The organism is Thermostichus sp. OS-CIW-31, from assembly GCF_054060305.1.
In genome coordinates, this window is the sequence record NZ_JBSSDA010000014.1 from 32,066 (window position 1) to 44,809 (window position 12,744).

The 12,744-nt window shown below is 59.0% G+C and carries 10 protein-coding genes; 4 read left to right on the top strand and 6 right to left on the bottom strand.

The genetic code is table 11. The features are described from left to right. The first annotated feature begins 122 nt into the window (after window positions 1–122). Window positions 123–980, top strand: coding sequence for an ABC transporter substrate-binding protein (locus tag ACVWY9_RS09425; protein ID WP_457388175.1), 858 nt, complete (start codon window positions 123–125; stop codon window positions 978–980). Beyond that, window positions 938–1,969 (top strand): DnaJ domain-containing protein, encoded by a 1,032-nt coding sequence (locus ACVWY9_RS09430; protein ID WP_457388176.1) that lies wholly within the window; start codon window positions 938–940, stop codon window positions 1,967–1,969. Before ACVWY9_RS09425 ends, ACVWY9_RS09430 begins: the two co-directional genes overlap by 43 nt. A gap of 16 nt (window positions 1,970–1,985) precedes the next feature. On the opposite strand, the gene ACVWY9_RS09435 is transcribed toward ACVWY9_RS09430, so the two are convergent. The 5 genes from ACVWY9_RS09435 to ACVWY9_RS09455 form a co-directional block, all read right to left on the bottom strand. After that, window positions 1,986–3,569, bottom strand: coding sequence for a CPBP family intramembrane glutamic endopeptidase (locus tag ACVWY9_RS09435; RefSeq protein ID WP_457388177.1), 1,584 nt, complete (start codon window positions 3,567–3,569; stop codon window positions 1,986–1,988). Between the two features lie 97 nt (window positions 3,570–3,666). Beyond that, on the bottom strand, window positions 3,667–4,386 hold the full coding sequence (gene trmB / locus ACVWY9_RS09440) for a tRNA (guanosine(46)-N7)-methyltransferase TrmB (RefSeq protein ID WP_414374841.1): 720 nt from the start codon (window positions 4,384–4,386) through the stop codon (window positions 3,667–3,669). 41 nt (window positions 4,387–4,427) lie between these two features. Beyond that, window positions 4,428–5,621 carry an RNA-guided endonuclease InsQ/TnpB family protein gene (locus tag ACVWY9_RS09445; protein ID WP_457388196.1) on the bottom strand — a complete coding sequence of 398 codons (1,194 nt, stop codon included), beginning with the start codon at window positions 5,619–5,621 and terminating at the stop codon, window positions 4,428–4,430. 136 nt (window positions 5,622–5,757) lie between these two features. Further along, entirely contained in the window at window positions 5,758–6,678 is a 921-nt protein-coding gene (locus ACVWY9_RS09450; protein ID WP_457388197.1) for an L-lactate dehydrogenase, read from the bottom strand. Between the two features lie 249 nt (window positions 6,679–6,927). Next, entirely contained in the window at window positions 6,928–7,287 is a 360-nt protein-coding gene (locus tag ACVWY9_RS09455) for a hypothetical protein (protein ID WP_457388178.1), read from the bottom strand. 664 nt (window positions 7,288–7,951) lie between these two features. On the opposite strand from ACVWY9_RS09455, the gene ACVWY9_RS09460 reads away from it, so the two are divergent. Then, window positions 7,952–9,967, top strand: coding sequence for a diguanylate cyclase domain-containing protein (locus ACVWY9_RS09460; protein ID WP_457388179.1), 2,016 nt, complete (start codon window positions 7,952–7,954; stop codon window positions 9,965–9,967). A 36-nt stretch (window positions 9,968–10,003) separates the two neighbouring features. Next, a complete protein-coding gene (locus ACVWY9_RS09465; RefSeq protein WP_457388180.1) occupies window positions 10,004–11,728 on the top strand; it encodes an ABC transporter ATP-binding protein in 1,725 nt (574 codons plus the stop codon). Here ACVWY9_RS09465 and ACVWY9_RS09470 read toward each other — a convergent pair. Continuing rightward, window positions 11,722–12,660 (bottom strand): carbohydrate kinase family protein, encoded by a 939-nt coding sequence (locus ACVWY9_RS09470; RefSeq protein WP_457388181.1) that lies wholly within the window; start codon window positions 12,658–12,660, stop codon window positions 11,722–11,724. The genes ACVWY9_RS09465 and ACVWY9_RS09470 overlap by 7 nt on opposite strands. Window positions 12,661–12,744: the final 84 nt, after the last annotated feature.

Genomic DNA, 12,744 nt, shown 5'->3' on the forward strand with positions numbered 1-12,744 from the left:
AAGAAGATTCCAAGAACCCTATGTTGGGCAGGGTAGATAGGAGATGGGTTAGCGGACTCCCCGGAAAACAGCGACATGGCTGCCGGGCGGCACAGTTCGGCCTGGCTCTCCTCTTGGGAGCGATGGCCCTTGGGGTCGCCACTGCTGGCCCCGGTTACCCTCAGCCGGCACAAGGGAAAGTCGCCCCCACCGAGCAGGCACAGCCCCTCGATTCCCGTTGGGCCGAGATCCAGGCCCGGGGGCGCATTCGGGTTGGCTTGGATCCCAGTCTGGGGCCGGCCTATCTCTATACCGACTTGGAGCGACAAACCTACGCCGGCTTCGAGTGGGATATCCTGGAGGCGCTTGCCCAAACCCTTCAGGTGCAGGTGGATCCCATCTACGTGGCCTGGAGCGAGCAGTTGGCGGCCTTGCAAGCGGATGAGGTGGACTTGATCTGGGGAGCGCGGGAAGCTTTGGGATTGGATCCGGAGCAGTTTCTGGCCACCCGGCCCTACTACCTCAGCCCGCAGCGCTTGGTGGTACGGGATCCCTCCCCCGCCTCCGGGCCAGAGGAACCGGCCATTGAAGCACTGTCGCAATTATTTGGCCGCAAAGTGGGCATTGTAGTTAACAGTACGGGGGCAGCCCTGCTGGAGGCGTACAACGAGAGGAGAGGCAACGCCATTCGTCTCTTTGCCACCAGTAACCCTGAGCGCTTGTTTGCTCAGCTACAGGCTGGCCAGTTGGATGCTGTGCTGGTCGATCAGCCCGTTGCCGCCCTGAACCTGCGCCAAGCTGGATCCCGACTGCGCCTGGTGGGGCCGCCCCTGTTCCCCATGCCTCTGGTGGGAGTAGTATCCTCTCAGCATCCTTCCCTGAAGGAAGCTGTGGATGGGGCGATTTCCAGCCTGATCGAAAACGGAACCTTGCAGCAGATTTTAGAGAAGTGGCAACTATGGGATCCAACTCTAATGTCCCCCGCCTCAACCGAGGACTAGCCCGCTACGAGACTGACCATTTCGCCATCTTAGGCGTGCCCCTTACCGCCGACTCCAAGGGGATCCGGCGCGGCTACCTGCAGGCGGCCAAGGCCCTCCACCCGGATCGGTTTGTGGGGGATCCCGAAGGTGCAGAACGCGCCAACATCCTCTTTGCCAAGCTGGTCAACCCGGCCAACGAAGTGCTGACCAAAGAGCGGGAGCGAGGGGAATACGAAACGGTGCTCAAAATGCGGATTAAACGCCTTTTGGAGACGCCCCCCCCGGATCTTTGGCCCTCTGGGGAAGCTGTCAAGGGCTTGGCCGAGCACCCCCATTGGCAAGAAGAGTATGTCAGGCGGGTGGAGAAGCTGGCCAAAGAGCAATACAGCTCCATGGAAACCCTGCTCGAGAAAACCGAGCAATTGAGCGAGCTGAACCTGGCCTATTTGTTGCTCAAGGCCGGCTACCAGGGGAGCCTAGCCCCTGCCTCTAGAACCACTACCGCGACCGGGATCCCAACCCCTTCCCCCAGCCGTACCACTGTGGGTGGGATCCCAGCCTCCCCCGTCGTTGCTCCGCCCACCCGTCCCCCTGTTCAGCCCGTTCCCACCCCACCTCCGGCTCCCAAGCTCAGCCCTGCGGAAACCCGCTTTATCCAAGCCTTGGACATGATCGAGCGCAAGCAATACCGGGATGCGGTGCAGTATCTGAACTTTGCCATCAGCGCTGAGCCCAACGTGGCCCGCTACTACCTGCACCGAGGCATTGCCCACCTGAAGCAGGGGAATACCGGCATGGCCAAAGCAGACTTTATGCAAGCCAGTCGCCTAGAACCTGCCAACGCCGAGTTGATGGCCGAGGTGCGCCGCTGGCTGCAGCAGGTCACCACCCAACAGCCCGTTCCCTCGCCCAGCCGCCAAACGAGCCAAGCTCAGAAAGTGGTGCCACCTCCCCGTAAGGAGGACAACGGCGGGTTCTTTAGCCGCCTCTTCGGCAGGAAAAAGTAGGCAGACAGAGATCCCCTTAACGCGCTCCTCCCAGCACCAGCAGCGTGACCAGGGATCCCGTATTCCAGAGGCTGTGCAGCAGGATGGGAGCCAGCAGGTTGCGGCTGTGGCTGTACACCACCCCCAGCACCACCCCCAGCATGGTCAAAGGCAGCAGATCGGAAAGGTTGAGGTGGGCAAGGGCAAAGGTGAAGGCGCTAAGCCCAATGGCGGCCCCCATAGGCAGGTAGCGGCTTAGAGTAGGCAGCCAAAAGCCCCGGAACAGCACCTCCTCAAAAACAGGGGCACAGACAGACACCACGGCCAAAAACACCAACCGCGCCCCCCAACCATGGCTATCCAGCAGCAGGGGCAAAATGGGATTCCCACCCCCTGCCTGCGGCAGCAGCAACTGCGACAGCGCCGCTGCCAGCACCACCAAAGGCAAGGCCACCCAGTAGCCACACAGGCCCCACAGCAGCCAAGGGTCCCACAACCGCACCTGCAGCACCCTCTGCCAGCCGGGGTAGGTGTGCAAGAGACGGTACAACAACCCCGCCCCCAGCACAGCGCCGGAGTTGTAGGTGAGAAACAGGGCCACCGCCTGGTGCCAAGGGCTGAGCTGCTCTGCCCCCAGGCCGAGGATGATGATGTAAAGTCGAGGCACCAAAGCGTTGAGGGCGATAAACCCCAAAAACCAGCCGGTCAACACCGCTTGCGCCCCGATCCCCGGCCAAGGCACTTCCCAAGCAGGGCCCAGGAGCGGACGTTTGCGCCAAAGGCTCCAGCCCAGCCAGCCCAACAAGAGCATCAACCCCAGCAGTGCCCCCAGCACGGGGATCCCGCCCACCACCGCCAGTCGAAACAGAGCCGCCAAGGCCAATTTTTCCTGCTGTTGGTTGAGGGCATTCAGGCTATCGCTGCGCTGCTGCAGTCGGTAAAGCTGTTGCAGGGCCACCGCCTCAAACCAGCCATCCAGATGATTGCGGATCTGCACTTCCGCCTCTGGCAAGATGCGCCGCGGTGTTCCCCACAGCCCTTGCAAAACCCGCGCTGCCCCCTTTTGGCTCGATTCCAGCTCCACGGGACGTTCCAGGTCGATGATCTGCTGCCATTGCTGCTGAGCAGCTTCCAGATCTTCTTGGTAGGCATAGAGCAAGCCAAGGCGCAGCCAAAGCGCATCCAGCTCCGTCTGCAAATCTTGCATTGAGGCCAGAAGGGCAGGATCCACCTCTGGAGATTGGGCCAGTTCTGGGCTGGCCGCCTCAGATTCGCCAGCAGGAGTTAAACGGGCCAGCCGTTTCAAGCGTTTCAGGCGTTCGGCGTAGTTATCGGCAGTCTGCTGATAGCGATTTTGGGCCACCTTGAACACATCCTGACCCAAAAGTGCCCGTGCCAGATCCTGATAGCGGGGATCATCGAGGGTGCGGGAAGCCTGCAGGGCGAGATCGGTTTGCAACAAATCCAACTGCGTTTGGGGCGGCGGCTGAAACCAACTGCTGGAAAGAGAAAGCCCGACAATCACAATGGCCAATAGGCTCAGCAGGTTGAGGATCCCACGGCGAACAGAAAACCAAGCAGAGGAGGGGTCGGCAGAGGCCGTGGTTTCAGAGTGAGACATTGCGGCGACGGATCCAACTCAAGCGGGTTATATCCTATCTTCTGTTTGTCTTGGCGGAATGGAGTTGTTATTACTGCATTACGGATTTGTCCTGTTGTCACCGTCGCTCCAGCCAATAGCGATAGATGGGCAGGCCCAGTTGTAGGCAGTGCCACTCTCGCTCCGTGGGAATGCCGAGGGGATTGGAGTCCAAAGGCCCCTGGTGGGGATCCCAAAACTGCGGATGATCCAAAAATCGAGCTGCCATTTCTTCGGCCACCTCTTGGATATCCGATTGCAGGAAGACGGGGCTGCCCGGTCGCAGCAGCAGAGCCAGATCCGCCACCAGTTGGGGCTGGACGATCCGCCGTTTGTGATGGCGCTTTTTGAACCAGGGATCCGGAAATAGGATGGTCACCCGGCTGAGATCCCCCGGCGCAAACAGATGCCGCAAAGAGACATTGATGTTGGCAAACAGAAAATGGACGTTATCCAGCCCCAGCTCATCCCGCCAGGCATTGGCCCGCTCCACCAGCGCCTGCCGAATCTCTACCCCCAGGAAGTTCCAGTCGGGCTGCTCCTGAGCGAGGCGCAGCAGAAATCGTCCGCTCCCTGTGCCGATATCCAGATGAAAGGGCTGCCCCAGCCGCCGGTATACCCGTTCCCAATGGGGTGGGGGGGTGGGCTGCTGATACTGCGCCTGCAGGGGATTGACGTGCTGCCGTACCCGGTGACCGAGGCCCCTCTGTAAGGGGATCCCGGCCCAAGGCGGAGAAGGGGGGCGCTTCTCCAGTTGGCCCTCAGGCGATTGCTGCCCCTGTTGCACCTCTGCTTCCATAGACCACCTCCTGCCGCCAGCTGCGGCCCTCGCCCAGTAAACTACCCGACCCTGACTACTTCGCAGTACAGGGCGGGCTTTCGGTAGCCCTGCAGTTGGCAAGCCAACCACGGACCTCTAGGCTGGTTTACGGCAGCCCCAAGTTTGGCAATCATGTTGGCCCCATTCCAGTCCGCATCCCCTTCCCATCCACAGTGCCCACACTTAAACTTCTTCCCACTGCGATAGGATTGCGTAGGATCGGGATGGATGTGCAAACACCGGTGGCAGGTCTGCGACGTGTAGGCAGGCGGAACCAGTACTACAGGCACTCCGGCGATGGCAGCCTTGTAGACCACAAACATCCTAAGCTGGTAGAACGCCCAACTGTTGGCCCTGCGCCGTTCAGCTTTGCTCCGTGGCTGTTGATTAACCCTTTCCCGGATCCCTGTCAGGTCTTCCAGAGCGATAGCACTGTTGGTAGCTTTTGCCCTGGAGACAATAGCTTTGGAGATGCGATGATTAACCCACGCTTGAAAGCGCCTCTCCTTGCCAGACAGCCGTTGCAGCAGTTGACGGCATCTGCGCCGCGAACTGCGTGTGCCCTTACTGGCTTTGCGTTGGAGTACCGCCCTCAACCGGGAGTAGTGGTCTCGGACTCTGTTCAACTGCTGTCCATTCCAGTGATCTCCTTCCGATGTATGAGCAATATCCGTCCTGCCCAAATCCACCCCGATCACCTTGTCGGTATCTTGTTGCTTGGGTGGTTTTTTCTCTACGCAAATCTGGATGTAGTAGGAGCCATCTTTGCGCTTGACCAGGGTGGCGGATTTGGGGTTGGAACCAGCCAGCATCCCACGCTGGTAGTTGCCAATGGCCAGTTCAAAGCGTTCTCTCCCTTCAACCGTGGTGAGCGACACCGTCCAGTCTTTTTGACGGAACGAAAAGATACGGGCGTCGTAGGTAACAAAGCCGCTCTTAAACTCCTTGACGGGACGCTTTTTCTGCTTAGCCACTTTGCGGGAACCCGCTACCCGTCTGCACACCTGTTGAGCCAAGTTACTGGACAAGCCAAACCGGGCTCGAATCTCGTAGTAGCAAAGGGATTGGAGTTTGACTGCGTTGACTACTTTTTCTGGTGTGTTTTGGTTGACCCAGTTCAATGCCTGTACAAAGGCATCCATCGTCGCGTCCAATTTGGCGGCTTGCGACGGGGACACCTTGAGCTTGCAGGATATGGTCAGGACTTGGCTCATAAGTTCATTGTACTTCATCAAAGCGCATTCCTCCCGACACCGACCCTACGGGTACAGTGCGGGGCTCCTGCGATTTCTAGCTGACCAAGGGATCCCCCAGCTTGGAGGGGAGCGACAAAAGTCCAGGAGATCTAGGCTACCACCGGATGCTGTCGATGACTTGCCGCAAGATCTGGGCCGAGCGGTGCAGCTGCTTGCGCTCACTCTCGGTGAGGGACATGGCCAGCGTGCGTTCCACCCCCTGCCGCCCGACCACTCTGGGCAAGCTGAGACAGACCTCTGGCAGATCGTACTCCCCTTGGGTGAGGCTGCTCACGGTTAAAACGCGGTGTTGATCCCGCAGCAGGGCTTGGACAATTTGCGTCACCCCTAACCCGATGGCGTAGCTGGTGGCCCCTTTGCGACGGATGATCTCGTAGGCAGCGTTGCGCACCTGCTCGAAGATATCCCCCAAATAGGCGGGATCCCAGTCCGGCGAGAGTTCCCCAATCGGGGTACCGGCAATGTTCACCTTGCTCCAAGCGGCCACCTCGCTATCTCCATGTTCGCCGATGATGTAGGCGTGCAGGCTACGCGGATCCACCCCCAGGCGCTCCGCCAAAAGATAGCGAAAGCGGGCTGTGTCCAAAACCGTCCCCGACCCGATCACCTGCCCTGCCGGCAACCCCGACAACTTCAGGGAAACGTAAGTCATGATGTCAACGGGATTGCTCACCACCAAAAGGAGTGTGTCAGGGCAATGCGCCATCAAGGCCGGGATCAAGCCTTTGAAGATCTCGACGTTGCGCTGCACCAAATCCAAACGGGTTTCTCCAGGCCGCTGCTTAGCCCCTGCCGTTAAAATCACCACGTCTGATCCGGCGCAATCAGCCAGTTCCCCTGCCCGTATCCGCGTCGGCTCCACAAAGGGGATCCCGTGCACCAGATCCATCACTTCCCCTTCCAACTTGTTGCGGTCGATGTCGTGAAGGACCAGCTCATCCAGAGTGTTCTGGATTACCATCGAGTAGGCACAGGCCATGCCTACCTGGCCGGCGCCGATGATGGATCCCTTCAAAAGGCGGCGAGAAGTCAGCCCCTCGACCTGCTGCTGGGAGCGCTGCTTGGGTTGGTGCTTAGAAACAGTCATGGCTGCAGCCGCTACTCTTCGTTTTCCAGCTTAAGCCTGCCTAGAGGAAGAAAAAAACAGGCTACCGCTCTCCAGAAGAACTGGAAAGGCGAGAAGAGGCAGGATCGGTTGCCGCAGCGGACTGGATCCATCTGAAACAATAAAAACAATAAATAGCCCTCTAACCTTCAACAGTCCTCAACCCGGCTGCTGGGTTAGCCGCTGCCAAAGCTCGAGGGGAATGCGCTCGTGAGGACACTTTAGGGACTGAATCTGAGCTAAATCTTCCGGCATGTAGTGCAAGGCTACCCGCGCTGCCGGATCCAAAAGGCTGCGCCGTCGTCGGTTACATTGCTCCGCTTCTCCCAGAAACACGTCCAGCCAGCCATCTCGCTCTTGGTAGCGAATCCTCAAAGCAGAGAGAGAAGGCAGAGCAGAGGAAACTTCTTTGCGGTAGAGCCGAAAGCCCTGCTCCAGACTCCAGCCCAACCACCACTGAGGCGCCAATTGCCCCAACTGCCTACACCACACCCCCGCCTGAACCTGTTGCCATGCCATGCTTGCCACTCCGCGACCCGCTCTCCCGAGGGAACTTAACTGCAAATCTTTAGCAATTGCCATTTGGGTAAGCACTCTACCAGACCTCCCTAGCTTGATGCAAGTCTTTATCAAAGAAAGTCCCTGCCAGGTCGGTATAATATTGCAAGTCTATATCAATAGAGTTACGCTGCTACTCAGTTGAGCGGTGGAGTTGTATCCATCAGTCTTCCTCTCTTGTCTTAGGTAAATTGGGGATCCCACGCCCGCGGAATTAGCCATCCTGGGTCTGGCAGGGATCCCTTTTCCAGGGCTAGCTGAGGTTCTTTCTAATGAGAGCAGTTCTAACTAATAGGAGCCTGGTTCCTTCCCAAGCGTGTCGATGTACGGGTAGAACAAGTTCGGGAGCCAGAAGCGGTTTAACCTTGAAAACGGCAGCGCAGGTCTCCTCACGCCGGCAGGACAGAGTTCTTGATTAACCTGCAAGAGTTGCTTCAAAGAATATCCCCTCCGGAGCACCCAAAAGCCCGTTCCAGCCCGGGAATCTTTTGTATCGAGAGACACACAAACTCCCCCAACAATTCCATAGGATGACTGTAGAATGGCAGAGACAGCGTGAATTCATAGCTGTTTTTTTCGGCTTGCCCTCCCCGTTGCCCGAGCGTCTACTGGGTGTTCCTAGCCTATGGTTGAAAGGGGGACTGCTGGGCCAGACCAGACTGGCAGCGTTTATGATGCGCTGACGCGGGCCGATCTGTGGAATCCCCAGGTCATGTACCGTGGGCGCCCGGTACAGGCTCGGGGACGGGCTGTGCTGCGCACCATGTTCGAGAGCGTCAGCGATGGGTTGTTTGTCCTTGAGTGTCTGCCCCCGGAGCCAGAAAGAGGCTCACCTCAACCGCGCTGTCGGTTTTTGGTGGGTAACCCGGCTTTTTGCAGGATGTTTTTTCTCTCCTCTCGACCTATCGAGGGAGAAGAGCTCCAGAGTTGTCTACCGCCTTCTCTGGCTGCGCAGATTCAACTGCACACCGAACACTGCCTCAGCCATGGCCGGCAAGTGAGCTTTGAGCTGAGCCTAACGGCCTCTGCCGCTCCCGACCCAGAGTCGACCCATGTTCTAATCGTTACCCTTTCTCCAGTAGTTGAGGAGAACAAGCCAATCAGCCGAATTGTCGGCTCCTGTCAGGACATCACAGCACGCAAGCAAGTGGAGTGGCAGCTACAGCGCAGCCAAAAGCAACTGTTGGAGCACAACCGGGCTCTGATGGAGCTCACCCGGCACAAAGCCCTCAGCCAAGGAGACTTACAAGCTGCTCTGCAACAGATTTGTACTACAGCCGCCCATACCCTGGGGGTGGCACGGGTGGGGGTCTGGCTCTACACGTCGGAGCGCTCCAGCATTCGCTGCATCAATCAATTCGAGATCACCCCAGACAACCCCGAGGGATCCCATACTCAAGGGGCGGAGATCTGGGCCAAAGACTATCCCCGTTATTTTCAAGCCCTGGAGCAAGAGCGCACCATTGCTGCCGACCAAGTGGTGGCGGATCCCCGCACCGCCGAGTTCGGCAATTCCTACCTGACAGCAATGGGAGTGGTCTCGATGCTGGATGTCCCCATTCGACTGGAAGGACGGATGGTGGGTGTTCTCTGCCACGAGCACATTGGCTCCCCTCGCCACTGGACCTTAGAAGAGCAAAACTTCGCCGGATCCCTGGCGGATTTGGTGTCTCTGGCCCTCGAGATCTCGGAGCGCCGGCAAGTGGAAGAGGAGCTGCGCCAGGCTGAGGAGCGCTATCGCAATTTTTTCGAGAATGCGGTAGAGGGCATTTTTTTCACCGATGCGGCAGGTCGGTATCTCTCCGCCAACCCGATGCTGGCCCAGATCTGCGGCTACAGCTCCCCCGAAGAATTGATGCGCGAAGCGAAAGAGGCGGGCAAGCGGCAGCTCTATGTGGATCCCAGCCAGTGGGAGGAATTTGTGCGGCTATTGCAGGAACAGGGATCCGTACGCGGTTTTGAGTACCGGCTGCGGCGGCGGGATGGCTCGATCATCTGGGTCCGAGAAAAAGCCCGTTTGGTTAAAGATAAAGCCGGAAATCTCCTCGGCTATGAAGGCATCTGCGAAGACATCACCGCCCAAAAGCAGAGCTTAGCCTACATGGAGTTTCGCGCTCATCATGATGCCCTGACAGGTTTGGTGAACCGCGAAGGCTTTCGAGAGCGGCTGCAGCAGGCCCTGCAGCAATACTACAGTGAATCACTGGCCCTCTTCTTTGTGGATTTGGATCACTTCAAAGACATCAACGATACCTTCGGCCACGGTGTCGGCGATGCCCTGTTGCAGGGGGTAGCCGAACGGCTAACCAAGTGCGTTCGCCCTGGAGATATCGTCGCCCGCTGGGGAGGGGATGAGTTCACCCTGCTGCTGCCCCGAATTGGCAGCCCCACAGTGGCAGCGCGTCTGGCTCAGCGGATTGTCGATGCCTTTCAAACTCCCTTCTCCTGCGAGGGCCATTCCCTTTCCGTGACCTGCAGCATCGGCGTCGCCCTCTACCCCCAAGACGGCGTAGAAGTGTCCACCCTTTTGCACCATGCCGACTTGGCCCTCTACCAGGTCAAAGAAAAGGGTCGCAGCGGCTTTCGACTCTATCGGCCAGTTTCAGGGATCCCGGCAGCAGTCCGCAACACTATCCTGTAAGCTGGTTGGGTCAGAGGCCCTTCTGGTTTGTGATTTGTGCATCCGGGTCGTAGCTATCGCCGTCTCATTCCCTTCATTCGGCCCCACCTGTGGATGTTGTTGCTGGGGCTGACCTGCACCCTTGGCTTTGTGCTAACCATGCCCGCCCTCGCCTACTTGATCGAGTGGGTGGCCCGCTCCATTGGTGCCGGGGATCTGGGGCAATTGCGGATGCTGGCCTTGATTGGGGTGGTGTTTTTCTTGGTGCGCGGCGCTTTTCAGTATGGCCAAGACACCCTGATGGCGAGGGCCTCCTTGCAAATGGTTTTGGAATTGCGCCAACAGATTTATGCCCACCTGCAGGCACTGGATGTGGACTATTTTTCCGGCAGCCGCACCGGCGATCTGGTCTATCGCCTCACGGGGGATCTGGATCGGGTGGGAGAGGTGGTGCAACGATTTTTCCATCGCTTCATCCCCAGCGTGCTCACCATCTTGGCGGTGGTGGCCTACCTGTTCTATCTCAACGGCATTCTCACCTTGACCACCTTGCTGATCGCCCCCCTGATGGGAGCCTTGATCAGTTGGTTTGGGGATCGCCTTTTGTTTCGCTCCCGCCTCAACCAAGAGAAGATGTCGGATTTGGCCGCCCTCTTGACAGAGGTGTTTGCCGGGATCAGCCTCACTCGCGCCTTTGCGGCTGAGGACTACGAAATTCGCCGCTTCAGTGCCATTGCCGAAAGCAACCGCCTGGCCCGGTTTCAGACCGAACAGATGAGAGCCATCCAAGACCCGGTGGTGGGTTTTCTGTACGCCATGAGCGTGTTGGGGGTGTTTTGGGTGGGCGGCTGGCAAATTAGCCAGGGCAACCTGACCGGCAGCCAGTTTCTCGGCTTTATCGCCGGTGTTGCGATGTTGATCGACCCTATTGTTCACATCACCAACAACTACAGCGAGCTGAAACAGGGTGAGGCTTCGGTGGAGCGGATTTTCGAGCTGCTGAACACCCGCTCCCAAATCCGGGAGCTGCCCGGGGCCCGCCCCATGCCTGCCATTCAGGGTTGGGTGGAGTTCGACCAAGTTTCCTTTGCCTACAAACCGGATCAGCCGGTGCTCAAACAGATCAGCTTTCAGGTGTCTCCCGGCGAGATTGTGGCCCTGGTGGGATCCTCCGGCGCCGGCAAATCCACCTTGGTGAGCCTGATTCCCCGCTTTTACGATCCCCAGCAGGGCTGCATCCGCATCGACGGCATCGACATCCGCACCGTCACCCTCAAGAGCCTGCGCCGGCAGATCGGCATTGTGCCGCAGGAGATCACCCTGTTTTCGGGAACCATTGCCAGCAACATCGCCTACGGACAAGAGCATTTTGACCTGGAAGCGGTGCGCCAGGCGGCCCAGGTGGCCAACATCGACACCTTTATCGAGAGCTTGCCCGATGGCTACGCCACCCGCGTGGGAGAACGGGGGGTCACCCTCTCCGGTGGACAACGGCAACGGCTGGCCATTGCCCGCGCCGTGCTCCTCAACCCCAAGATCTTGATCCTGGACGAGGCTACCTCGGCTTTGGACAACGAGTCGGAAGCGTTGGTGCAGGAAGCACTGCAACGGCTGATGCAACGCTGTACCGTTTTTGTGATTGCCCACCGCCTCTCGACGGTACGCACTGCCCACCGCATTTTCGTCTTGGAGCAGGGGCAATTGCTGGAGCAGGGAAATCACCGAGAATTGCTGGGCAAAGGGGGTCGCTACGCCCAGTTTCACCTGCGCCAGTTTCATTGAACCCTTGGCCTCTGGATCTCCTGGATCTCCCATGCCTGCCGGAAGGGCCGGTAAAACTCCGGATCCGCAGGCGCTCCCCCCGGGATCCCGCAGATGGCCGCCGCAAATTGCACGGCCCGTTGCACCAGAATCGCCTCCGGCCATCCCCGCAACAGCCCCAGGATGGCCACGGCGCTAAATGCATCTCCCGCCCCCACCGTATCCACCAGCTGAGGCGCGGGCACTGGGTCGGCCCGATGGATCTGAGTAGGGGTGATCAGCAGCGCGCCTGCCGCTCCCAAGGTCAGAAATAGACCTTTCAGGTTCAGGTGGGCCTGTAGGATCTGCCCTTGCTCCAGCAGGTCTCCAGGAGGGATCCCTTCCAGTTGGGCCACTTGCTCCAGCTCTGCCTGGTTCAGCTTCAGCCAAGTGCAGGTGCGCAGCATCTCCTGGATGGCGTCTGGATGCCACCAGGGATCCCGCAGGTTGAGATCCAGAAACACGGGACAGCCCAAAGCGGGGATCCCCTCTTGAAAGTGGCGATGGGCTGCCTCCCGGCGGGCTGCCAAGCTGCCCCGGTAGAGCAGGCTGGGCTGGAGAGCTTGCAGAGCCCCGATATCCAACTGGATGTAGTCGTAGGCTTGGTCGGGCAAGATGGCGAAGGTGGGGATCCCTTGCTCATCCAGGGTTACTTGAACCTTGCCGGTGGGGTGAACAGAATCCTGCTGCAGACCCTCCAGGCGCAGCCCCTGCCGTCGCAAGGCCCCCAGCAGCTCTCTGGCGGCCTCGTCTTGGCCAACACGGCTGAGCAAGAGGGGATCGGATCCCAGCCCCTTGAGGTTCCAAGCCACATTCAAAGCTGCTCCGCCCAGCACAACCTCGGTGGGGAAGCAGTCGAAAAGCACCTCCCCCAAGATGAGCGGCAAACCCAGGGGCACATGAGAGGGATCCATCTTGAGCACTCAGCTAGAAATCGCAGGAGCCCCGTGCTGTACCGGTAGGATCAGTGTCGAGAGGAAAGTCCGCCTCCATGGTTA

Excerpts from the sequence above, each read along its gene's own strand:
- ACVWY9_RS09425 (WP_457388175.1), top strand. The coding sequence starts at position 123 with ATGGCCCTTGGGGTCGCCACTGCTGGCCCCGGTTACCCTCAGCCGGCA.
- ACVWY9_RS09430 (WP_457388176.1), top strand. The coding sequence starts at position 938 with ATGGGATCCAACTCTAATGTCCCCCGCCTCAACCGAGGACTAGCCCGC.
- ACVWY9_RS09435 (WP_457388177.1), bottom strand. The coding sequence starts at position 3,569 with ATGTCTCACTCTGAAACCACGGCCTCTGCCGACCCCTCCTCTGCTTGG.
- trmB (WP_414374841.1), bottom strand. The coding sequence starts at position 4,386 with ATGGAAGCAGAGGTGCAACAGGGGCAGCAATCGCCTGAGGGCCAACTG.
- ACVWY9_RS09445 (WP_457388196.1), bottom strand. The coding sequence starts at position 5,621 with ATGAGCCAAGTCCTGACCATATCCTGCAAGCTCAAGGTGTCCCCGTCG.
- ACVWY9_RS09455 (WP_457388178.1), bottom strand. The coding sequence starts at position 7,287 with ATGGCATGGCAACAGGTTCAGGCGGGGGTGTGGTGTAGGCAGTTGGGG.
- ACVWY9_RS09460 (WP_457388179.1), top strand. The coding sequence starts at position 7,952 with ATGGTTGAAAGGGGGACTGCTGGGCCAGACCAGACTGGCAGCGTTTAT.
- ACVWY9_RS09470 (WP_457388181.1), bottom strand. The coding sequence starts at position 12,660 with ATGGATCCCTCTCATGTGCCCCTGGGTTTGCCGCTCATCTTGGGGGAG.